The sequence below is a fragment of the Bacillus sp. MC1252 genome, from assembly GCF_056838025.1.
In genome coordinates this window covers 1,016,503-1,038,997 of the sequence record NZ_CM166369.1, presented here as the reverse complement: position 1 = coordinate 1,038,997, position 22,495 = coordinate 1,016,503, and the positions used below count along the sequence as shown (strand labels likewise).

Annotated in this window: 22 protein-coding genes; 7 read left to right on the top strand and 15 right to left on the bottom strand. The window is 41.9% G+C overall.

Annotation, left to right across the window (positions count from 1 at the left end; all coding sequences use genetic code 11):
- Positions 1-132: 132 nt before the first annotated feature.
- The 6 genes from ACYH0L_RS05145 to ACYH0L_RS05120 form a co-directional block, all read right to left on the bottom strand.
- On the bottom strand, positions 133-1,077 hold the full coding sequence (locus tag ACYH0L_RS05145) for a siderophore ABC transporter substrate-binding protein (protein ID WP_256499446.1): 945 nt from the start codon (positions 1,075-1,077) through the stop codon (positions 133-135).
- 22 nt (positions 1,078-1,099) lie between these two features.
- On the bottom strand, positions 1,100-1,858 hold the full coding sequence (locus tag ACYH0L_RS05140) for an iron ABC transporter ATP-binding protein (RefSeq protein ID WP_099728128.1): 759 nt from the start codon (positions 1,856-1,858) through the stop codon (positions 1,100-1,102).
- Positions 1,849-2,799 (bottom strand): iron chelate uptake ABC transporter family permease subunit, encoded by a 951-nt coding sequence (locus ACYH0L_RS05135; protein ID WP_099728127.1) that lies wholly within the window; start codon positions 2,797-2,799, stop codon positions 1,849-1,851. The genes ACYH0L_RS05140 and ACYH0L_RS05135 overlap by 10 nt, the downstream gene beginning before the upstream one ends.
- Positions 2,792-3,742 (bottom strand): ABC transporter permease, encoded by a 951-nt coding sequence (locus ACYH0L_RS05130; protein WP_099728126.1) that lies wholly within the window; start codon positions 3,740-3,742, stop codon positions 2,792-2,794. The genes ACYH0L_RS05135 and ACYH0L_RS05130 overlap by 8 nt, the downstream gene beginning before the upstream one ends.
- Positions 3,743-3,909: 167 nt before the next feature.
- On the bottom strand, positions 3,910-4,185 hold the full coding sequence (locus ACYH0L_RS05125) for a barstar family protein (RefSeq protein WP_099728168.1): 276 nt from the start codon (positions 4,183-4,185) through the stop codon (positions 3,910-3,912).
- Between the two features lie 65 nt (positions 4,186-4,250).
- Entirely contained in the window at positions 4,251-5,420 is a 1,170-nt protein-coding gene (locus tag ACYH0L_RS05120; protein ID WP_367308133.1) for an MFS transporter, read from the bottom strand.
- A 146-nt stretch (positions 5,421-5,566) separates the two neighbouring features.
- Here ACYH0L_RS05120 and pdxR point away from each other — a divergent pair, with 146 nt between their 5' ends.
- Positions 5,567-7,006 carry a MocR-like pyridoxine biosynthesis transcription factor PdxR gene (gene pdxR / locus ACYH0L_RS05115; RefSeq protein ID WP_230030948.1) on the top strand — a complete coding sequence of 480 codons (1,440 nt, stop codon included), beginning with the start codon at positions 5,567-5,569 and terminating at the stop codon, positions 7,004-7,006.
- Positions 7,007-7,037: 31 nt separating this feature from the next.
- Here the strand turns inward: pdxR and ACYH0L_RS05110 are convergent, their stop codons facing one another.
- The 6 genes from ACYH0L_RS05110 to ACYH0L_RS05085 form a co-directional block, all read right to left on the bottom strand.
- On the bottom strand, positions 7,038-7,517 hold the full coding sequence (locus ACYH0L_RS05110) for a hypothetical protein (protein ID WP_482354415.1): 480 nt from the start codon (positions 7,515-7,517) through the stop codon (positions 7,038-7,040).
- Positions 7,518-7,819: 302 nt separating this feature from the next.
- Complete coding sequence (locus tag ACYH0L_RS05105) at positions 7,820-8,179, bottom strand: cupin domain-containing protein (RefSeq protein ID WP_230030949.1); 360 nt, start codon at positions 8,177-8,179, stop codon at positions 7,820-7,822.
- Positions 8,180-8,198: 19 nt separating this feature from the next.
- Entirely contained in the window at positions 8,199-9,308 is a 1,110-nt protein-coding gene (locus tag ACYH0L_RS05100; RefSeq protein WP_256499444.1) for a threonine synthase, read from the bottom strand.
- A 27-nt stretch (positions 9,309-9,335) separates the two neighbouring features.
- Complete coding sequence (locus ACYH0L_RS05095) at positions 9,336-10,007, bottom strand: helix-turn-helix transcriptional regulator (RefSeq protein WP_249705419.1); 672 nt, start codon at positions 10,005-10,007, stop codon at positions 9,336-9,338.
- 30 nt (positions 10,008-10,037) lie between these two features.
- Positions 10,038-11,144 (bottom strand): D-TA family PLP-dependent enzyme, encoded by a 1,107-nt coding sequence (locus tag ACYH0L_RS05090; protein ID WP_249705418.1) that lies wholly within the window; start codon positions 11,142-11,144, stop codon positions 10,038-10,040.
- Between the two features lie 171 nt (positions 11,145-11,315).
- A complete protein-coding gene (locus ACYH0L_RS05085; protein ID WP_099728120.1) occupies positions 11,316-11,894 on the bottom strand; it encodes a competence protein ComK in 579 nt (192 codons plus the stop codon).
- A 289-nt stretch (positions 11,895-12,183) separates the two neighbouring features.
- Between ACYH0L_RS05085 and ACYH0L_RS05080 the strand changes: the two genes are divergently transcribed.
- Complete coding sequence (locus ACYH0L_RS05080) at positions 12,184-12,414, top strand: IDEAL domain-containing protein (protein WP_003210924.1); 231 nt, start codon at positions 12,184-12,186, stop codon at positions 12,412-12,414.
- 62 nt (positions 12,415-12,476) lie between these two features.
- Here the strand turns inward: ACYH0L_RS05080 and ACYH0L_RS05075 are convergent, their stop codons facing one another.
- Complete coding sequence (locus tag ACYH0L_RS05075) at positions 12,477-13,337, bottom strand: SDR family oxidoreductase (RefSeq protein ID WP_099728166.1); 861 nt, start codon at positions 13,335-13,337, stop codon at positions 12,477-12,479.
- Positions 13,338-13,478: 141 nt separating this feature from the next.
- Here ACYH0L_RS05075 and ACYH0L_RS05070 point away from each other — a divergent pair, with 141 nt between their 5' ends.
- From ACYH0L_RS05070 to ACYH0L_RS05055, 4 genes are all read left to right on the top strand, one after another.
- Positions 13,479-15,011 carry an FAD-dependent oxidoreductase gene (locus tag ACYH0L_RS05070; protein ID WP_482354414.1) on the top strand — a complete coding sequence of 511 codons (1,533 nt, stop codon included), beginning with the start codon at positions 13,479-13,481 and terminating at the stop codon, positions 15,009-15,011.
- A 25-nt stretch (positions 15,012-15,036) separates the two neighbouring features.
- Positions 15,037-16,398, top strand: a complete 1,362-nt coding sequence (locus tag ACYH0L_RS05065; RefSeq protein ID WP_370461122.1) for a globin-coupled sensor protein — start codon at positions 15,037-15,039, stop codon at positions 16,396-16,398.
- 61 nt (positions 16,399-16,459) lie between these two features.
- On the top strand, positions 16,460-17,044 hold the full coding sequence (locus ACYH0L_RS05060; protein ID WP_099728117.1) for a histidine phosphatase family protein: 585 nt from the start codon (positions 16,460-16,462) through the stop codon (positions 17,042-17,044).
- 389 nt (positions 17,045-17,433) lie between these two features.
- On the top strand, positions 17,434-18,579 hold the full coding sequence (locus ACYH0L_RS05055; RefSeq protein ID WP_230030951.1) for a serine alkaline protease SapB: 1,146 nt from the start codon (positions 17,434-17,436) through the stop codon (positions 18,577-18,579).
- Positions 18,580-18,620: 41 nt separating this feature from the next.
- Here the strand turns inward: ACYH0L_RS05055 and ACYH0L_RS05050 are convergent, their stop codons facing one another.
- Positions 18,621-19,907 (bottom strand): M48 family metallopeptidase, encoded by a 1,287-nt coding sequence (locus ACYH0L_RS05050; RefSeq protein WP_482354413.1) that lies wholly within the window; start codon positions 19,905-19,907, stop codon positions 18,621-18,623.
- Between the two features lie 177 nt (positions 19,908-20,084).
- On the opposite strand from ACYH0L_RS05050, the gene ACYH0L_RS05045 reads away from it, so the two are divergent.
- On the top strand, positions 20,085-20,501 hold the full coding sequence (locus ACYH0L_RS05045; protein WP_230030953.1) for a YhfM domain-containing protein: 417 nt from the start codon (positions 20,085-20,087) through the stop codon (positions 20,499-20,501).
- Positions 20,502-20,916: 415 nt separating this feature from the next.
- Here the strand turns inward: ACYH0L_RS05045 and ACYH0L_RS05040 are convergent, their stop codons facing one another.
- Entirely contained in the window at positions 20,917-22,470 is a 1,554-nt protein-coding gene (locus tag ACYH0L_RS05040) for a fatty acid--CoA ligase family protein (RefSeq protein ID WP_482354412.1), read from the bottom strand.
- Positions 22,471-22,495: the final 25 nt, after the last annotated feature.

Here is a 22,495-nt window from a genome sequence, read left to right as displayed (position 1 = left end):
AACCCTCACTCTATCTTAGTCTATCAATGTAGGTTCCACTATAACATATTTCACTGAAAGTTTCCTGCACGCAACATATTTTTATGAATCCACAATTAAAAAAGCCGCTCAAGACGAGCAGCTTTTCATCCATTATTTTTGTTCAATTCCTTGCTTCACTTCATCAATCATGGCAGTCAATGATTCAAGGCCGCCGCCAGATAAATACCACATATCTGAGTTCAAATACACCACATGATTGTTTTTGATCGCTTTAACTGATTTCACATAATCATTTTCAACAAGCTGTTTCGCAGACGTTTCCTCTCCGATCGCTGCGCCTCGATCAACGACAAATAAGAAATCTGGATTCGTTTTGACCATGTACTCATACGAAATGCTTTGGCCGTGTTTATCAGATGGCTCAAGCTTTCGATCTGCCGGTGTGATACCAAACACATCATGGATGAGACCATATCTTGATTTAGATCCAAAGGCAGTCATTTTGCTGTCGTTCGCCATGATCACCAACCCATTTTGTTTCAACTCTTTTGCTTGTTTCTTTAATGCATCCACTTTTTGATCAATGGCTGCAAGTTCTTTTTTGACTTCATCTTCCTTATCAAAAATCTCCCCTAACGTCGTGGCATTCTTTTTAAATGATTCCATATAGTTGGCAGTGTCTACATCCATCAAAATCGTAGGAGCAATTTTAGTAAATTCGTCGAATGCATCTGCTTGACGGTGCTGAATAATGATCAAATCCGGGTTGAGCTCTGCAATTTTTTCAAAGTTCGGCTCTTTTAAGCCGCCGACATTCTCATATTTGCCACCTTCATATTTGGATAAATATGTTGGCACGACTTGTTTTGGTAAAGCTGTCACATTCACACCTAGTTTGTCCAGCGTATCAAGACTTCCCATATCAAACACGACGACTTTTTTCGGGTTTTTCTTGATTTTCACGCCATCTTTATTCAACATGTCTTTTACCGTCACGGTTTCCTCATTTGTTCCTTCTGTTTTCCCTTGGTTACCGCAGGCAGCGAGTACAACAATCGCTGTTAATACAGTCATCATCCATATCCATTTTTTCATGCTTGATCACCTCTTCATTTTTTTAAGAAAAATATAAGCAAATACGCTCACCACGAATGACTTCAATCGGTATGCGCATGTCATAAATTTGTTCAAGTGCATCTGTTTGAATCACTTCATCTACTCCGCCTTCTTGGATCACCTGTCCATCTTTTAAGGCGACGATATGATCAGAATACACAGATGCAAAGTTAATATCATGGAGAACCACAACAATCGTTTTCCCGAGATCATGGACGAGCTGCTTAAACAGCTTCATCATCTCAACAGAATGATTCATGTCCAAATTGTTTAAAGGCTCATCTAGGAAAATATAATCCGTATCCTGAGCCAGTACCATCGCAATAAAGGCTCTTTGCCTTTGTCCGCCGCTTAGTTCATCTAAGTATTGATGCTGAATATCGACGAGCCTCATGTATTGAAGAGACACATCGATCATCTTCTCATCCTCTTTTGTCAGATGGCCTTGTGAGTAAGGAAAACGGCCAAAGCTGACAAGCTCCCGTACGGTCAGGCGCACACTCATGTGATTGGACTGCTTTAAAATACTCATCTTTTTCGCAAGCTCCTGCGGAGGATACGCACTATATGGTTTGTCTTCTAAATAAGCTGCACCTGTGTCTGGCTGAATCAGGCGGCTCATGATGGACAAAAGCGTGCTCTTGCCCGCACCATTTGGACCAATGAGAGAGGTCAGCTGTCCTTTTTTCACACTGACAGTTGTTTTGTGAAGCACTGTTTTTCCGTTATATGTCTTACTGACTCCCTTCATCACGACCATGAACGACTCTCCTTTAAAAGTAAGTAAATAAAATACAATCCGCCGACTAAATCAATCAAGACACTCAGCGGCGTTTGAAAAGTAAATACCTTTTCTACAAGAAACTCCCCGCCTACAAGGGCAGTGACACTGATGAAAAAAGAGCCTAATAGCAAGTACGTATGCCGGTATGTACGAAATAGCTCTCTTGCCACATTCACGACGAGTAAGCCAAGAAACGTAATAGGTCCGACAAGAGCCGTTGCGATAGACACAAGGACGGCAATCACGATCAGCATCTTTTTTGTGATGCCGTCATAGTCAATCCCTAGATTCACAGCATGTTCCTTTCCTAGGGACATCACATCTAATTTGGAGCGGAATGTCCAAATATAAAGACATAACGCTACAAATAAAACAGAGGCAATGAGTAGGATATCCGTATTCATGTGGTTAAAGCTTGCAAAGGATTTATCCTGTACGACCTGGTATTCATTCGGATCAATGAGCATTTCCATAAAGGAAGAAAGACTTTTGAACAATGTACCAAATACAATACCAACAAGTAGAAGTAAGAAAATGTGCTTGTTTTTACGTTTGAACATCACCGTATAGAGCAGCACGGAAAAAAGAATCATCAGCCCAACACAAAGGAAAAAATTCAGATTTTTATTGACGATCATCAAATTGGTCGATCCAAAAAGATAAATAATCGCTGTTTGTAAAAACAAGTAAAGTGCGTCTAAGCCTAAAATGCTTGGCGTTAAGATTCGATTGTTGGTCAACGTTTGAAACACAACAGATGAAAAGGCAATAGCGCCTCCCGTCAATGTCATCGCAAGCACTTTCTTTAAACGGCTCGGGACTGTGTACTGCCAGTATCCCATTTGAAAGGTGATGAAGATCACGACCAGCACGGCTGCAATGGCTGCAATGAGGAATAATATACGTTTCTTATGCATAGCGTTTCCTCCTTAATAGCATGTACAGGAAGATCGCACTTCCGATGATGCCTACCATGAGCCCAACTGAAATTTCATATGGATAAATGATCACCCTTCCGAGCACATCACAAATCAGAACAAAAATGGCACCTAGTAAGGCTGTATGCGGGAGGCTTTTTTTCAAGTGATCGCCTCGATAGATCGATACAATATTAGGAATGATTAAGCCGAGAAATGGCAGCATTCCGACTGTTAAAATGGTGACAGACGTAATCATCGAAACGATCACCAAACCAACCGCCATCACACGTTTATACGTTAAACCTAAGTTGACAGCAAAGCTCTCGCCCATACCAGCCACTGTAAAGCGGTCAGCATATAAATACGCGATGATCAAAAGTGGAACACTCACATAGAGCAGTTCATAACGCCCCTGAACAATAAGAGAAAAATCCCCTTGAAGCCATGCAGATACGTTTTGGATCAGATCATATTTATAGGCGATAAACGTAGATATTGCACTGACGATCCCGCCAAACATTAATCCGACTAACGGTACATAGATCGTATCGTTCACCTTAATATGGCGAAGGATTTTTAAGAATAGGAGATTGCCAGCTAGAGTAAATAAAAATGCGATGCCCATTTTCGTGAGCGGGCTCGCATGTGTAAAAACGAGCATCGCTGCTAAAATACCAAGCTTGGCCCAATCCATTGTTCCTGCTGTGGTTGGTGAAACAAATTTATTCCTTGTCATGCTTTGCATAATAAAGCCGCATAAACTAAGGCTCATGCCAGCAAGCACAATACTCATCAGCCGTGGGATGCGACTTGACAATAAGGTATGCATTTGTCCATCTGTTAAATGAAACAGCTGTAAAATAGACAGATCCTGTACACCGACAAACAGTGATGCACATGCCAAACACACAAATAACAAACTTAATTGATACAACTTCATACAGGTTTCTCACTTTCTATCAAGCTCTCTCCGCTATAAATGATTATCATTATCAATTAAGCAGCAATTCATATATTATCACATCTAGTGAAATATTCAATACCGTAATGAGAAAGGACCGAAGCTCATAAAAAAACAGCCTACGGTATCAGCTGCTTTTTCCCCAATTATTGAATGTTCACTTGAAATTGTCCCTTCAGTTCCTCTTCTGCTTCTTGAAATAACTGCCGCAAGCTCTCTGCATAATGGCCAAGAGCGTCTTTACTTGTTTGAAAATTCACCCATGTAAGCTCTACAGGAAGATTCACTTCTCCTGTTAAACAGTCCCAAAGGGCATCAAGGTTTTTCCCGTAGTAGTCAGGAAGGTGCAAAACTGTTTTTAGTTGGTCATGAAGCTCCTCTTGCGACCTGCATATCGCACCGTCCAGCCGCACTTTTTTCATATTCATCTTCCCCCCTCTTGCCTTTATTTTAAACGAATTGATCAAAAAAGAGAAAGATGGACATTTCACTTTTGTTTCCGTCTGAAACCTGAGATAAACAGTATGAGACAGGCGGCCAAAACGACCAAGAAAAAGAGGGTTAACACCGTCTGAGTACCGTACATATCAGCAAAGAGACCGACAAAAACACTCGGGATGCCAAGACCTAAGTAAGCAAACAAGTAATATCCTGCAACCGCTCTAGCCGCCTCCTTCTTCCCTCGCTCGACAATCAGCTGAAGACCACCTAAGTAAGTAAATCCATAGCAAGCAGTGCCCGCAAGCATGGTCCCGGCAAGTACAAGGAAGATGGACCCGCCATTTGCGCCGAACAGCAGCAGGCCATATCCGCACGGAAGACAGATAAAACCCACCCGGAGCGCTGCGCTGCTGTTCATCTTACGAACAAAGGGCTGCATGAGGACACCTGCTATATTAATAAAAAACAGCGCCGGCCCTACCCATAATTCATATCCATTTAATTTCAGCTGTGCTGGCAAAATAGAAATCACAAGCCCACACACTGACCATGCGATGGCAATCGCCAAGTTCGCCGGCATCGTCCCTTTTGGAAACCTTGGCATATTCATCATCGGTTTACTCGCATTTCCTTGTATAGGCGGCACAAAAAAGAATACACCAACAATCGTCAGCATCAAAAAGACCAAAACAATCCAATAGCTAAGCGGTGTGAGCGACACACTTTGAAAAGAAAGAAGCGCTGTAAAAAGAGCACCTCCCCCAAATCCAACCGAACTACATAATGCAATAAAAGTTGGTATCCAGCCTGATTTCTCTGGATATAAAGCAATCAAATAGGCCGTGCATGTTCCAACACTTAGACCAAGACCCACTCCTTGCAGCATCCGGGCAGCAAAGAGCATCTGTATGGAAGGATGCACGACCATCAAAAGGGTGGCACATAACGAAAAGCAAAGCGCGACCAATAAAATTGGTTTGCGTCCAGCCCGGTCAGAAATGCCGCCGAGAAAAAGCAATACTGGAATAAGTCCGAATACATACGCAGCAAACACAAGTGCTGTTGCCGCCTTTCCATACCCCGCTTGATCTGCATACGCCGTATAAAGAGGCACTTGCAGATTCACAGCAGTCGTAATCATGAAAAGACCAAATAAAACGAAAATAAACGGGATCATGGATCGTTGTGCCGTTTCTTCTTTTGATGCAGGAATCATTTGACTCTCTCCTCTATGTAAATAACATCTGACAACAGTTTACACACCATTTGGCTTTCTTCCCACATCCAAAAATAACTCTATTGACCAGTCCATAATTCCGTGTCATCATCATATGATGACGTGACAAAGAGAGAAGGTGCCTCATGTATATTCATTTAGACCGCTCAAGCTCTACCCCGCTATGGCAGCAAATCGTGACTGGTATCATTCAAAAAATTCATTCACAAAGACTGAATCCTAACGATCAGTTAACGCCGACACGCGTGTTAGCACAGGAGCTAAACGTATCAAGATCAACCGTACAGCTTGCCTATGATGAACTGCTGGCAAGAGGCTATGTCAGCACATCTAGAAGAGGCGGGACAAAGGTTATCTCAAGTGACCAATACGCCGCTTCCACTCCCCATCAAAGTGAGCCGCCCTTTGCACTTCCCGTTAGGCCTCATTTTGACGAGGCTGAAAAACAAATGGAGCACTGGCTCTCGGCCAATCAATTTCATGAGAAGCTCGATATCGACTTTCGCCATCAAGAGCCAGCCATCGACGAACATTTTCAAAACATATGGAAACGCTCGCTTATGAAAGCATTACAGCGCTTAGACTTGAAGGATTGGGGCTATTCTTCCCCGCACGGATTATGGGAAGTACGCTCAGAAATACGCCAATATTTATCTGTTGAACGCGGAATCGATGTAGAAGAAGATCAAATGGTGTTAACAGGGGGCACGCAGCAAGCCATTGACTTGATTTCACAAGTCCTGCTCAAAAAAGGCGATACGGTCGCTGTTGAAGATCCAGGTTTTCCTGGGGCAAGGCTTTCGTTTTTACATCGTGAAATGAACATTCACCCCGCACCAGTAGATGAAGAAGGAATGATTGTGAACGCACTGCCCGGACGAACCAAGCTGATCGCAGTGACGCCTTCCCATCAGCGTCCAACAGGTGTATGTATGAGTGTAAACAGAAGACAGCAATTGATACAGTTTGCTGTCAGCCACCAGTCTTATATATTAGAGGATGATTTTGATGGGGATTATCGTTATCATGGCGGGCCGCTTCCTTCCTTATTTTCAGAAGCACCCGATCATGTGTTATACATCTTAAGCTTTTCAAAGGTGCTGGCACCCGGCATACGCCTTGCTGCAATCATCGGCTCCAAAGCTGTCATCAAAGAAATCGCTGCGCTGCAATCACTCATCCAAAGACAGCTGCCGATCATGGAACAAATTACACTTGCTTCATTCTTCAGAGAAGGAGAATTCACGCGATATGTCAGGCGAATGAGACAGCTTTATAAAAAAAGGCAGGCGGCTATGATGGAAGCCCTTTTGATACATCAATTTGACAAACACTTCCACTTATATGGAACCGATACTGGCCTTCATGTCTTTTTAGAAGGAGCGCCACACTTTGATGAAAAAGGCAGTATTGCGGCTGCTAAAGACGCTGGTGTCGGAATTTATCCATTAAGCCCCTATTGTTATCAAAGCAATAGAAAGGGATTGCTGCTTGGTTTCGCCTGTACAGATGAAGAAATGATTCAAGAGGGCGTGCGCCGTTTAAAGCAAACACTTCACATCTAAAAAAGCCTGGAAGTGAACTTCCAAGCTTTTTTCATGATTGCTGTATGTGACCTACTTCTTCAATAAATGCAGCTATCTGTTGCAAACCATCTTGTAAATGATGGGTAGCGGAAATAAACAGCTTTTCGTGATCATGATGCTTCAACAGCTGCTCCACCTTATCGATCCCTTTTTCAAATGAAGCAAGGCCTGTCTTTAATTGTTTGTCAGCCTGTTTGTACGCAGCTGGAACTTCTTGATGAGCAAGTCCTTTTTGAATCACACGATCAAATGCTTTCGTCGCTTTTGCCAATTTTCCATTTGCTTGAATCTTTCCATGTCCATCTGAAATGAATTGGTCTGTCATGTTTTCATATGCTTCATTTAACTCATCCATATAACGCTGAACCCATTGTTCATACGCAGCTTCTTTTGTGTCTTGTTTTGAAGGCGACTGACCTGCTTCATGGCAGGCTGCTAGTAATGTCACTGTCACGGTGAATAGCAGCATCAAATGCAATCGTTTTTTCATACAGAGCCTCCATTTCTAATTCCCATTCGTTCATATCGGTCAACTATGAGTATCCTTTACCTCATACGAACACTTTTAAAAAATGATTTCTTTTATTGTAACAGACGGCTCGTGTCACTTCTGTGATTTATGAGCAAATGGATGAAAAGACGTCGAATGATCCACATTTCCCTGTCATTTCATTGACATCCTGCCGATACAGTCAATAGACGACTAGAGAGATATATTTGGTTTCAGTGTATGTCATTTTCATGATTTTTTCTAAAAAAAAAAGACCCCTTTCGGCGTCTTTTCGCTTTGCATTAAATCCACACATCATTTTCTGCTGTCAGCTTAGAAGAGGCATCCCCTGTATTGACAACTCCCCGCGGTTCAACCAGCATGACATGACATTCTTCTTTGGCGTATGGTTTGTGTTCTTTTCCTTTTGGGATCACGAACATTTCTCCTGCATGCAGTTCGACCTTGCCATCTCTAAACTCAATTCCCATCTGGCCATCAATGACGAGAAACACTTCGTCCGTATCATCATGCTGATGCCAAACGAATTCCCCTTGTATTTTCACTAGCTTAAATTGCACATCATTCATCTCTGCGATGACCTTCGGTGACCAGTGCTCAGTAAATGTTGTGAGTTTGTCTTTTAGATGAATTGATTTCAATCTGTGATCCCCCTTTGATTTAAACTGCTTTTAAACCCGCTCCGCATAGTGGCATCACAATCAGTTCATGTGCCGCTTTTTCATGCTTCAAATAGCCAGCATAATTGGCAGCTGTTGTCGGTTCAACGTAAAACCCTTTTGCCGCAAGTGCTGTGTGCGCCGCTTTGATTTCTTTCTCGTTTGCTGTCACGATATATCCATTTGTCTGCTTGATGGCGTGAAGGATTTGTGTTGCACGTTCAGGTGCTGCAATCGCAATGCCCTCAGCGATCGTTCCTTTATTTTGAACCGTTACTTTCTCAAGACACTGCTCATGAAAAGCTTGTGCAAGTGGAGCACAGTTTTCTGCTTGAACCGCGACGATTTTTGGCAAAACCTCTATGAGACCTTCCGCTAACAGTTCACAGAAACCTTGGTACACACCTAATAAGAGTGTACCATTACCGGCAGGAATGATCAGGGTATCCGGCACGCCTCTAAGCTGTTCCCATATTTCGTAAGCGTACGTTTTTGTTCCCTCATAAAAGTACGGATTAAATACATGACTAGCATAAAACGTACCTTCTTGCTGAACTGCGAGCTGCGCTGCCTTTGCCACATCCTCGCGGGTTCCATCTACCATACGAATATTCGCTTCATGTGCCTTTATTTGAGCGATTTTTTTCGGTGAAGTGCCTGCCCCTAGGAAAATATCACATTCCACCTGAGCACGCTTCGCATAGGCGGCAATAGATGTTCCTGCGTTTCCGCTGCTATCAGCAATGACCTTTTTGACGCCCCACTCTTTCGCCTTTGCGATCAGGACAGCTGCTCCTCGATCTTTAAAAGAAAGCGTAGGCATCATGTAATCGACTTTCACAAATGTATGCGGATCTTCTTGGGATAACGGCACAAGCGGCGTATATCCTTCTCCCATTGTGATCTCTTTCCACACACTGTTTTCAGAATGAAAAGGCAGTGCGCCCGCATACCTCCACATCCCAGGCCATTCACTTCGAATATGTTCCTTTGAAAATGCTGGCCTCTCCCAGTCTACATTCAATAAACCGCCACACGGACATCTCCAAATATCAGGTGTACTTGGATAGACTGCGTGACATGAAGCACAAACATAGGTTTCTTTTAACATAGCCAGCCCCCTACTGAATTCAAAGCTTTACGATGTTTCCTCTGATTCTTTTATTTTCTTCAATTCGTCTAAATAGCTGTAAACTGTCACCTTTGATATACCTAAACGCTCCGCTACTTTATCCACAGAGCCTTTCATGAGGAAAATACCTTTCTCATCCATAAAACGTATGAGTTCAATTTTTTCTTGACGTTTTTTTAATGATCCTTTTTGATGAGAAATAATTTGTTCGATGAGGCGATCCGCAATTTCATCTACACTTTGCAGTGAATCCTTGTCTTCATTACGCTGCGTTGCCGGCACCTTTTTTGATAAGCCAGGGACGAGCTCTTCAATCAATTCTTTCACATGACTGACTGCACTCATGTCGTAATTGATACACAGCGCACCAATCACCTGCTCCTTGTCATCACGGAGCAGCGTTGTAGACGCTTTGATGGTTCTTCCATCCTCTGTTTTTATTTCATAGCCGGCTAAATAATCTTCGCCAAATTCATCCGACAAGAGGACCTGTTTCACTAGATGATCAAAGGACTGTCCGATCTCTCTCCCTGTTACATGATTGTTGATCGTAAAAATGACAGACGATTGCGGCTGGGTCAGATCATGAATGACCACTTCACAAGAAGGGCCAAACATATGCGCAATCGTTTTAGCGATTGGTATGTAGCGATTGAATTGATATTTCACTTCTGACATTTCTTTCACTCCATTGTTCTATCAGTTGATTTATTGAAGTTTTCCTTTGCAAGCAACCACAAGCTCTTCTACCACTTCACCATCTTGAATGAGGTATGCTTTTTCATGAAGATTGACCACAGGGCAAATGTGATTCGGAATAATTTGTACCTTCTCACCGATCTCTACACTTTGGCGGAAGTCTTCATGATAGATGATGGCATGCTCGTCAAATACACTTGAAACAAATACATCATCATATTCTTTCACTTTGCCTAATCCTTTTGTTTTGGTCAGCCCTTTTGTACGAGTTTGAGCCGTCAGCCCTTTTGCTCCAACATCTGTAATGACCCGGGACTTTGTCGGTTTACTGATCACCGTCGTCAGCACGGTTGCCGCACAATGTGAAAATGTGCCGAGCACATTGGACTGGGAAGCATCCATCAAGATATACGTGCCTGGTCTGATTTCCGTTACTCCCTTTGGAATATCAAATTGAAATAAGAATGGAGGTGTTGACCCAATGCTCACTACCTCTAGCACCATGCCTGCTTCTTCTGCTATCTGTGCAAACTGAAGCGTTCGATTCACAGCATCTTCGTATAATGCCTGACAATGTGCTTTACTTTCCGCCTTGTATGTATGTCCGTCATGAGAGAAAATTCCCTTTAAATGAACGAATTCACATGTCTGAATGGCTTGTAAGATTTGACGGAAATCACTCTCTTCAATGACACCAGACCTTTCTTCTCCAACCTCTATCTCAATTAAAACCTGAGCTTTTTTCTCTGCTTTGCGAAAGACATCTTCAATTTGATGAACATGCTCTACACAATCAATACCGAAGGAGATATGTATTGACTCTGCCAGCTTTCGAATTCGCTTTAGTTTTGTCTCGCCTACAATTTGATTTGCGATAAAAATATCTGTCAGCCCATGAGATGCCATCACTTCAGCTTCTCCTACTTTCGCCACGGTCATGCCAGATGCGCCCATCTCCTCCTGCACTTTGGCAAGCCTAGGCGTTTTATGCGTTTTCGTGTGAGGACGCAGTTTTACTTGCTGACCATCAGCATATTGCTGCATAACGGCTATATTCTCCATCATCACCCGTTTATCAATTAATAGCGCCGGCGTATCCAGTTCATCATAAGTCATCATCATATCCCCTTTCACTGCCATTAGATATATATAAAATTTTATACGATACAGTTAAATTATATAATTTTTTATACGAATATCAATTGTTTTTTCTACAAGGAAGAAATGACGATGTGCTAAGCTCGCGAAGGTTGAGGAGTCCAGCGGCTTTCTGCCGCTGGTTTTTGGTTAATATCTGTTACGAAGTTCTCTTAAAATAAAATCGTATACAAGATTGAGCTGCTGTTCCTTTGGATACAGCATAAATTCTTGTTTTTTAGGAAGACCTCCATCAAGACGATCTTGAAATTTCGTTCGGAGATACGCTGTCCGGTGTACCTGACTCTCAAATGATTTATATGAGACATCTAATTTGACCGTTTGCTCATTTGTAAACGTGACCATCGTGTCCCCGAGGGATGATTCTTGGAAGGTATGAATATATTTGTGGGAGATCCAGCCGCACTGAGGACGATTGGATGAATAGGTTGGGAAGAAATACAGATGATTGGATGAGTCAATCACGATCGGAGGCTTGTGAGAAATACCTGTTACTTCGTATGTTCCCGCCTTTCTGCCTGCATAGCTTGAGCCGAAGAATCTGCAGCTGCGCTCAATGATTTGCAGCGGCTTTAATTCGACGTAAAAGCTTGTCTCTCTTTCTATGACTTTTGAATATACTCTTTTTCCTTCTTCAATTGGAAGGACCGCCATCGTTGTTTGATTAATGACGTATGAATCTAAAGGTGTTTCGCTAATTCCTGACACTTCATTTCCTCCTGTGTTAATTTTTGGTTATTTTAGATACTATTAATCTATCACCAACGTATAAGAAACGACAGGATTTTTTCAAAATTTATTTAAAATCATCTTTTTATCATATTTTTTAGTACATTCGATCTATCTAAAAGTCATTTTTAAAGGTATATCATATCCTGTCGATTGGACAAGAGGTGTCGATTTTGCTCAAAAATAAATTGTCTAAAAATTATAAATTCTTGTTGATTTTTTCTCTGCCAATCCATATACTATAAAAAAGGCATCGGGGGGATTCTTTATGAAAGAGAAAAAAACGTACGCTGAGCTCATGAAGTCCCGCAACACCCAAAAAACCGAAGAAAACGGCGTCACTATTTTAGACATCTATATTCAAATGGTTTTAGATGAGGCGCTTTATAAACAGCGCTTAACCTTCCTTAGAGAAGAGATTGATAAGGCACTGGATCAGCGAGATGAAAAGCGATTCAATGACCTTTCAGCTCAATATGCAGAACACTGCTTACATTAATCATGATGATTTTACTTGCGGCAGAGAGACAGCAACTCGTCTCTTTACCGCAAGTTTTTTGTTTACCCATTTAAAATGGTTCCGCCATTCACATGCAGGATTTGTCCATTCATGTAAGACGAGTCTTCACTCGCTAAAAATAAATAACTTGGCGCAAGCTCTACTGGCTCACCAGGCCGTTCCATTGGGACATCTCCACCAAATTCAGAGACTTCCTTTTCCGTAAAAGTTGATGGAATCAGCGGCGTCCAAATAGGCCCCGGAGCGACCCCATTCACTCGAATCCCTTGTTTAATGAGCGATAAGGATAATGATCTAGTAAATGTCACAACCGCCCCTTTCGTCGATGAATAATCGATTAAGGTTTCATGCCCTTTATAGGCTGTGACGGAGGTTGTATTAATGATACTGCTTCCTTTCTTTAAATGAGGGAGCACAGCCTTTGTTAAATAAAACAAGGCAAAAATATTCGTTTGAAATGTCCGAAGAAGCTGATGCGAGGTAATCTGTTCAATGCTTTTTTGCGGATGCTGTTCTGCTGCATTGTTTACCAAAATATCAATGGAACCGAAAGCATCTTTTGTTTTTTTAACGACCTCATTTGAAAAAGCCTCATCCCCTAAGTCACCTGCAATTAAGATGACGCGGCCTCCCGCCTTTTCAATATAGTCCTTCGTTTCCTCTGCATCACGATGTTCACTCAAGTAAACAATGGCTACATTGGCTCCTTCCTTTGCAAATAAAACAGAGACTGCTCTTCCGATCCCGCTATCTCCACCTGTCACAATGGCCGTTTTCCCCGCTAGCTTTTTATTCTGCACCTCTCGATCAAAAATAGGTCTAGGGTTCATTTTATATTCAAGACCCGGACGTTCATTCTGATGCTGAGGCGGCAATGTTTTCTTCGGCTGCTTTGTTGACACGTCAGTCCACTCCTTCCTTTTATCTTGTTTATTTTTATGTGTTGGCTATTTTTTTATGTATGTCATGCTTGTTTCCTTTCAGATGTATGATTTTCTGCATTGTGGAAAAATTATACACAACAAGTAACTGGAGGCGACAACATGGAACAAGAACATAAAGGAATGAAGCAGGCAAAATCGTTATGGTTAGCGGAGAGTCAGAAGCATTCTTTTCCTTCTGCAAGTGAGGATCTCACAGCAGATGTGATTATTGTAGGCGGCGGTATCACCGGTATCGCTACTGCGTTTGAAATGACAGAACGCGGGCTCGATGTCATCATCATTGATGCGGATCAATTACTGCAAGGCACGACCGGACACACGACAGCTAAAATCACCTCACAGCACGATGTGTACTATCATGAGCTGATTCAGCAAATTGGCATGCCAAAAGCCCGTTTGTATGTAGAAGCAAATGAGAAAGCAAAAGATCTCATTCAAGCACGTGTTAAAGAGCACGAAATCGATTGTCAGCTAGAGGTAAAAGATGCTTACCTTTATACAAAGGAAGAAAGCGGCATAAAAAAGTTAAAAAAGGAATTAGATGCCTACAAACAGCTAGGCATTGACCGAGAATGGAAAACAGAGCTTCCTTTTGACACTGACATAAAAGCTGCCCTTGCGATGACGCAGCAGGCACAGTTTCATCCCCTTCATTATCTAAATGCACTGATCGACCAGCTCATTGAGCGAGGTGTGCGTATTTTTGAACAGACAACCGCAGTCGATGTTAAAGAAGGGAAACGGCCTGCTGTCGTCACAAAAAGTGGGCATCATCTGATAGGCCGCTATATCATTACCTGTTCACACTTTCCTTTTTATGATGGCAAAGGACTTTATTTCACTCGAATTCATCCCGAGCAATCTTATGTAGTAGCAGCCAAAACAACCAAGCCGCTTCCAAACGGCATGTACTTAGGAATCGACCAGCCCGCTCACTCTTTAAGAACGGCAGAACTTCACGGTGAAGAAGTGGTTCTCATCGGAGGAGAAGGCCATAAAACCGGACAAGGCGGTGATGAATCCGCACACTATGAATCACTAGAAAAGTTCGGAAACGATACACTTGGAATTGAGGAGGTTCTTTATCGCTGGTCGACGCACGATATGGTCACAATGGATCAAATCCCTTACATTGGCCACCTGACCAAGCATCATCCGAATATCTTTGTTGCTACCGGCTTTAGAAAATGGGGCATGACCACAAGCCATGTCGCAGCGACTCTTATCGGTGATTTAATTGAGGAGAAATCGAATCCCTACGAATCGATCTTTACACCATCAAGACTTGTTTCTGACTCATTCATCAAAGATTTTATGAAAGAAAATACCAATGTCGCTGCCAAGCTGATCAGCGGTAAATTAAAACGAACTGATCAAACCATTGATGATTTAAAACCAGGCGAAGGCGGCATTGTATCTTATGAACATAAGAAATGCGGTGCCTTTAAATCAGAGGATGGGAATGTCTTTTTTGTCGATACAACATGTACTCACCTAGGCTGTGAAGTCGCTTGGAATAATAGTGACCGCACCTGGGATTGCCCTTGCCACGGTTCACGTTTTTCAATTACTGGAGAAGTAGTAGAAGGCCCAGCAAAGAAACCACTAAAAAGGTCATATAAAGAACAGTAAAATTTCACTGTTTCCCCTTTAAAAAATCCAATATTATCCGATAAAAAACATAAAGTCTGATATTTGTGATGATTATAGGGGGACAATAACATTGTTATTTAAAAAAGATACTAAAAGAAAAAACACTGCTTTTTTCACACAGCAGGATGATGGGATAAAAAGAATCAACTTTTCGGAGAATACGGACATTGCCAAGCAAATTAAAATGATTGATTTGACGCAGCAAGACCTTTTTATATTGAAACAGCTGAATCCAATCGTTCAAGATGATATTGCACATATCGTTGATAAATTTTATAAAAATTTAGAAGTAGAGTCTTCCTTGATGCATATTATTCAAGATAATAGTTCTGTCGAACGTTTGAAAAAAACACTCCGCATTCATATTAGCGAAATGTTTGCAGGTGTGATTGACGATGCCTACGTGGCAAAAAGAATTAAAATTGCACAAGTTCATTTACGGATTGGCCTCCAGCCTAAATGGTATATGGCGGCATTCCAAGACCTTTTGCTTTCAATTATGGATTTATTTGCACAGCATATCCAAGATTTCAAAGAATATCAGACGGCAGTCAAAGCGACGACGAAAATCTTAAATTTAGAGCAGCAGCTTGTCCTAGATACGTTCCAAAATGAATATTCTAAAATTCGTGATGAAGCGGAAGAACAACAGCAAGAGCTTCATACAAAAATTACAGAAACCTCAAATTCGCTTGCTTCTCTCTTCTCCAACACAACAAGTGCAGTGGACAAGCTTGTATCAAAATCTGATGAGATGGCGGATATGTCACAGGCTGGAACGAAAATATCAGCACAGGTCGAAGAAAAATCAATCGGCGGTAAAAAAGAATTAGAAATTCAGCAAACACAAATGAATCAAATTGATGGCAGCATGACAAAGATTGAAACTGAAATTAAACGCTTAGAAGAAATTGCAAAACAAATTGAACAAATTTTCGGGATCGTCACAGGCATAGCAGAGCAAACGAATTTGTTATCTTTAAATGCCTCAATCGAATCTGCTCGAGCAGGTGAACATGGAAAAGGGTTCGCTGTCGTCGCAAACGAGGTTCGCAAATTATCAGAGGACACAAAGAAAACGGTTTCAACTGTGTCAGAGCTTGTCAACAACACAAATTCACAAATCGCCATTGTGTCACAGCATATTGCGGACGTGAATTTACTTGTGACTGACAGTAAAGAAAAAATGACTCAAATCAATTCTCTTTTCGATGATATCGTGAGCAGCATGAACTTAAGTAAGAACCAAAACGGAAAAATTGAAATAGATCTCCAAACATTCCTAAACGAGTTGAAGGAAGTCAAACAAACGGTTTCCCAAGTGGCCAGCTCAGTTGAATCCTTAACGAGTCTGACAAATCGCTAATCCAGTCATTTTTCTTCTGCTTTAGTATAATAGAAGAAAAGATAGAAAAGGCGGGATTTGATTGACAACAATTTGCCTAGTCAGACACGGGGAAACAGATTGGAATGCAGCGAAACGAATTCAAGGGCGAACAGATATCCCTTTAAACGACACAGGTAAATGGCAGGCTGAACAAACTGGACTTTACTTAAAGGATGTCCATTGGGATGTTGTCATTTCCAGTCCATTATCAAGGGCTAAAGAAACAGCTCATTTGATTTTAAAACATGTACACGCACCTCTCGTCATCATGGACGATTTCATTGAACGTGATTATGGTGACGCTGAAGGCATGTCGATTGAGGAGCGCCAGAAGCTGTTTCCAGATAAGCAGTATCCAAATATGGAACCACTTGAGACGATTCAAGATCGAATGTTAGAAGGGATTGAAAAGGTCAAAGCAGCCTATCCAGATCAACATGTCCTGATCGTGGCGCACGGTGCTGCCATCCACGCCTTACTCACCGCTTTAGCTGACGAACATATGGGTCTTCAGAACACGAGACTTGTCAATGCTTGCTTAAATTATGTTGAATGGAAAGATGGTAAATGGAAGGTTCGTGATTACAACGTGGTCAGCCATTTAACTCAATCTTCTCCTTCTTAAAGAACCTGTGATCTTAGCAGGTTCTTTTTTTTATGACAGAAACAATGATAAAATAATATTTTTTTATATCGAAATTCGAAATAGATGCTAGCCTTTTCTACCTATTTAATGACCTTTCGGGTATCGAATGTTTGTCCTGAAATTGATCATGAGAAAAAAAGCACACTTCCTTTTTAATAGGAAAACACAGAAAAACTAAAATAAACATAATTCAATACCTATTACAAGCGACTTAATTCCCTAATTTCCGCTAGGACTTTCACAAAAATTCAGGTCTACTCTTATTTGCCTACCTCTATTAAACTGAAAATACAGAATAATCAAACGTTTCATTCTTATAGACTACGGATGATTATTCTGAAATAAGAAAAAAGGGATGTGGAATGTGCGTGAAAAAGAAAAATGTGATGACAAGTGTTTTATTGGCTGTCCCTCTTCTGTTTTCATCAGGGTTTGGAGGCACGATGGCAAATGCCGAGACTGCCTCAAAGTCAGAAAGTGAAAAAAGCTATATCGTTGGCTTTAAAGCTTCTGCCACCACAAACAGCTCTAAAAAACAAGCGGTGACTCAAAATGGTGGAAAACTAGAAAAGCAATATCGGCTCATTAATGCTGCACAAGTGAAAATGTCCGAACAAGCCGCAAAAAAACTTGAGCATGACCCTAGCATTGCTTATGTAGAAGAAGACCACAAAGCAGAAGCATATGCACAAACCGTCCCTTATGGTATCCCTCAAATCAAAGCTCCAGCTGTACACGCTCAAGGTTATAAAGGTGCTAACGTCAAAGTAGCTGTCCTTGATACTGGTATCCACGCTGCACACCCTGACTTAAATGTTGCAGGCGGTGCTAGCTTCGTCCCTTCAGAGCCAAATGCCACCCAAGACTTTCAATCACACGGAACTCACGTAGCCGGAACCATTGCTGCTCTTGATAATACAATTGGTGTTCTTGGTGTCGCTCCAAGCGCTTCCTTGTATGCTGTTAAAGTGTTAGACCGTTATGGCGATGGACAATACAGCTGGATTATTAGCGGGATTGAATGGGCTGTTGCCAATAACATGGATGTCATCAATATGAGCTTAGGCGGACCAAGCGGTTCAACAGCGCTTAAAAATGCTGTTGATACAGCAAACAACCGCGGAATCGTTGTTGTTGCTGCTGCAGGTAATTCAGGCTCCACTGGCTCTACAAGTACTGTTGGCTATCCAGCAAAATATGATTCTACAATTGCCGTTGCCAATGTGAACAGCAGCAATGTAAGAAACTCATCTTCTAGCGCAGGTCCTGAATTAGATGTTTCCGCACCTGGTACTTCCATTTTAAGTACAGTACCAAGCAGTGGATACACCTCTTATACTGGAACGTCTATGGCTTCTCCTCATGTAGCAGGAGCAGCAGCGCTTATTCTTTCTAAGAACCCGAATCTATCAAATTCACAGGTTCGCCAGCGCTTAGAAAACACGGCAACACCGCTTGGTAACTCCTTCTATTACGGAAAAGGGTTAATTAACGTTCAAGCGGCTTCTAACTAAACAAGTGTGCAAAAAATCCGGCTGACCCAGCCGGATTTTATTTATTTACTGCTATTTGACGTTCCCTCTTTTTTTGCTGCCTTTTCCATATCCGTGATTCTGTCCATCATCGTAGGATGTCCATAGCGGAATATTTTCACTAGAAGCGGCGGATTGACTTGGGACAGACCTGATTTTGCAAGTTTTTGAAAAGATGTCACCCCCGCCTCCCCATCTTTTGTCAGGTTCACTGCATATTCATCAGCTGCCCGTTCTTGATGCCTTGAAACAGCATTTGTAAAAGGGGAAGCTGCAAATGACAGCATGGATACAATGATCAAAAGAAGCGGAAGAGCAGCGACATCCTGTGGTCCCTTCAGCCGAAATGAGGCAGCTCCCTTTTGATGAAGGTAAAAATAAAGGCGGTCCATTGCAAAAAATCCTGCTAGTGACAGCACTAAATATCCAGCTAGGCCAATATAGACATGCTTCATGACGTAATGGCCCATTTCATGCGCCATGATAAATAAAATTTCCTGATCCTTTAGCTTTTGCAGCGTCGTGTCCCATAAGACAATGCGTTTATTTTCACCAATCCCTGTTACATAAGCGTTCATCATGTTTGTTTTCTCAGACATATTGACCTCATATACATGATCTGCCGGGATATGCGCTTTTTCTGCAAGCGTTAATATCTTTTTCTCAAGTGCTTGATCCTTTAATGGGTAAAAATCGTTGTATAGCGGATCAATGACGACCGGTTGTATAAAGAAGAGGAAGAGTGTGACTGGGACTGTCAAACACCAGCCATACAGCCACCATAACTTCCTTCTCTTTTGAATAAGCCAAAAGAACACAAGGGCACATAGGGAAAGGAGCGGATATTGAATCCAGAAATCCAGCGTTTGATCCTTTAACCAGCTTGCTGTGCTTTGAGCAGATATTCCGTAGTGTAAAGACAGCTGATAGCCAATCCACTTGATCGGCAATGAAACCAGCATCGTTAGAAGTGACAGCACGAAGACATAAACAAGTTTACTTAAGAATGTGAAACGAGCTGCTGCAAAGCTCCAGTCTGCTAATTTCCGTGAAAACCCTGAAATGAGCAAAAGGAAAAAGACGTACCAATCTAACGGGATTGTCATAAAGTACAGCAGGTTACGTATTTTCGAGAAATTCTCGCTGATGACAAGCTCATGGCTTGTCATAAAGGTATGCGGGTCTGCACTTGTCCCTTTCACACTTTCAGGAACAGATGAATCACCCATTAGAAACAAATAAAAATAAATAAACAGACCGTACAATATGTATGCTAACGTTGCAAGAGCTACCCATTTACGTACGCGCACAGGTCAGCCTCCTTTCCATCCCTCTCTTTATTCTAATCACGCACACTTTTGTTTAGAACCTGTCTCATTTGCCTCCATCATAGCATGCCCCATCTGCAAAAGCTTGAGCGAAAAAAATGATTATGCTTCTAAAAAACCGGGGAAGCTATAGGTAAAACAGTGAGTTGGAGGATCAAAATGAAGAAAATTCTTGCAGGAATTGTGATCTTTGGACTTTTACTGATCACCTTCTTTTATGTGTTCAGCAGGACTAGTGACATTTTCGATGAGAATCGAGCAGAAAAATTATTGCTTTCACCGTCGAATCAGTCCATTTCTTATGAAATAGATGATAAAGACACAGCTGAAGATTTAATTGAAGAATTAAACAAAGGCAAACAAACAAGCAATCATCTTAAGAAAAATATAAAAAAACCTGATTATATTGCCAAGGTGATGTTTGGACGAACAAACGGCACCACCTTTCAGCTATGGACCAACCGTTCTCAGGTCGTTTTTTTAGTAGATGGCACGTATTATGAACTGAATCAAAAACAGTCAAATTCTTTTCAGAAACAGTTAAAAGAAGCCATTCAAAAGGGAGTCTCTTCATAAGAGACTCCCAGATTGTTGACAAAGGGCTAAAATGATCTTGATTTTAGCCCTTTGTCTTCTTTTCAGCGTGATATGAAAACCCTTGAAGTCTAGGAAGGCCGAGTACTGGCGCGGAGCGAATTTGATATTCGTGAGCACCGGCGCGCAGACCTGACAACGAATGCGAGGGTTTGTCTACACGCTGAGGGAGTCTCTTCATAAGAGACTCCCAGATTGTTGACAAAGGGCTAAAATGATCTTGATTTTAGCCCTTTGTCTTCTTTTCAGCGTGATATGAAAACCCTTGAAGTCTAGGAAGGCCGAGTACTGGCGCGGAGCGAATTTGATATTCGTGAGCACCAGCACGCAGAACTGACACCGAATGCGAGGGTTTATCTTCACGCTGAGGAGCTTCTTCATAAGAGACTCCCCTTTTTTATTTACTTTCTTCTGTTTGATACTTGTCCTTTAGCGCTCTTCTTAAAATTTTACCTGTTGTGTTCTTTGGAATATCATCTATGAAATGGATCGTTTGGGGCTGCTTATATTTCGCTAAATAGCGTGAACAATGTATGATGATGTCTTCTTGATTGATGTGAGCATGTTTCTTAGGGGAAATGTAACAGACGACAGCCTCACCTGTGTTTGGATCTGGCACACCGATGACGACGGCTTCTGCTACAGCTTCATGTTGATAAAGCACTTCTTCTACTTCTCTTGGATAGACATTATAACCGCCAACGAGAATCATATCCTTTTTTCGATCGACAATATAAATATATCCATCTTCATCTCTTCTCGCCAGATCACCTGTATACAGCCACCCGTCCCGCAATGCAGCTTCAGTATCTTCTGGCATTTGATAATAGCCTTTCATGATGTTTGGCCCTTTTGCAATGAGTTCTCCGACTTCATTCGGACCGACTTCCTCTCCAAGCTCATTCACGATCTTATTCTTCACATTCATAATGTCGGTCCCGACTGAACCCGGTTTTCTTTTTCCATCAAGAGGATTGAAAGCAGTCACTGGGGAAGCCTCTGATAATCCATAGCCCTCCAGCACCGTGACACCGAACTTTTTCTCAAAACCGTGTAGTAAAGCAACAGGCATCGAAGCACCACCTGATATACAAATCCTCACTGATGTCATCGCTTCATCATGACCGTCTTGGCGGTATAAATAGTTATACATGGTTGGAACACCAACAAATAGCGTGGGTTTTTCTTTTTCCATCATGCGCAAAAGCTCAGATGGGCTGAAATGCGGCAGGACATAAATGGTCGCGCCATGAATCAACGGTGCATTCATACAGACCGTTAAACAAAATACATGGAACATGGGCAAAGCAGCAATGACCTTGTCCCTTTCATCAATCGATAGGTACTCAGCAATGTCTCTGGCATTTGAATAAAGGTTGAAATGAGTCAGCATCGCACCCTTTGGTTTTCCTGTCGTGCCAGATGTAAATAAAATAACCGCAGTATCGTCAGGCTGATTGGAAGGATGTGTCGTTTCTGGCGCATGTCCAGACACAAGCTTTCCAAAGAAGACAAGACGATCAGATACTTCCTTAAAACTTGATCTGCACGCCGATTCATTTTCTGCACAAATTATCACTCGTTCAATAGCCGGAAGCTGTTCATACACCTGCTCGTATACTGGCAAAAGCTGATCAGGTGCAACAATGCCTTTTACATCTCCTGTGATCAGCATATATCCAATTTCACTTGGCGTGTATGTTGGATTGACAGGTACAACGACAAGCCCTGCCTTCAATGCACCAAAAAAAGAAATGACGAAATGCGGTGAATTTCCTAAAATAAGCGCGATATGTTCCCCAGCTTGAAACCCTTCGTTGACTAAGCCATCTGCAAAACGCTCGACACTTGTCATCAGCTCTCGATAGGTCCACTTCTTTCCTTCAAAGACCAGTGCGATACTTTCTCCCTTGGTCATCGCAGTCTGCTCAAGATTTTTGATCAATTCCATTCTCCCACCCCTTATGCGTCGTCAA

Coding starts and splice junctions, on each gene's coding strand:
- ACYH0L_RS05140 (WP_099728128.1), bottom strand. CDS start 1,858: ATGGTCGTGATGAAGGGAGTCAGTAAGACATATAACGGAAAAACAGTG.
- ACYH0L_RS05090 (WP_249705418.1), bottom strand. CDS start 11,144: ATGACTTATGATGAACTGGATACGCCGGCGCTATTAATTGATAAACGG.
- ACYH0L_RS05120 (WP_367308133.1), bottom strand. CDS start 5,420: ATGATTCCTGCATCAAAAGAAGAAACGGCACAACGATCCATGATCCCG.
- ACYH0L_RS05070 (WP_482354414.1), top strand. CDS start 13,479: ATGGAACAAGAACATAAAGGAATGAAGCAGGCAAAATCGTTATGGTTA.
- ACYH0L_RS05040 (WP_482354412.1), bottom strand. CDS start 22,470: ATGGAATTGATCAAAAATCTTGAGCAGACTGCGATGACCAAGGGAGAA.
- ACYH0L_RS05080 (WP_003210924.1), top strand. CDS start 12,184: ATGAAAGAGAAAAAAACGTACGCTGAGCTCATGAAGTCCCGCAACACC.
- ACYH0L_RS05045 (WP_230030953.1), top strand. CDS start 20,085: ATGAAGAAAATTCTTGCAGGAATTGTGATCTTTGGACTTTTACTGATC.
- ACYH0L_RS05135 (WP_099728127.1), bottom strand. CDS start 2,799: ATGCATAAGAAACGTATATTATTCCTCATTGCAGCCATTGCAGCCGTG.
- pdxR (WP_230030948.1), top strand. CDS start 5,567: ATGTATATTCATTTAGACCGCTCAAGCTCTACCCCGCTATGGCAGCAA.
- ACYH0L_RS05095 (WP_249705419.1), bottom strand. CDS start 10,007: ATGTCAGAAGTGAAATATCAATTCAATCGCTACATACCAATCGCTAAA.
- ACYH0L_RS05100 (WP_256499444.1), bottom strand. CDS start 9,308: ATGTTAAAAGAAACCTATGTTTGTGCTTCATGTCACGCAGTCTATCCA.
- ACYH0L_RS05110 (WP_482354415.1), bottom strand. CDS start 7,517: ATGAAAAAACGATTGCATTTGATGCTGCTATTCACCGTGACAGTGACA.
- ACYH0L_RS05130 (WP_099728126.1), bottom strand. CDS start 3,742: ATGAAGTTGTATCAATTAAGTTTGTTATTTGTGTGTTTGGCATGTGCA.
- ACYH0L_RS05125 (WP_099728168.1), bottom strand. CDS start 4,185: ATGAAAAAAGTGCGGCTGGACGGTGCGATATGCAGGTCGCAAGAGGAG.
- ACYH0L_RS05145 (WP_256499446.1), bottom strand. CDS start 1,077: ATGAAAAAATGGATATGGATGATGACTGTATTAACAGCGATTGTTGTA.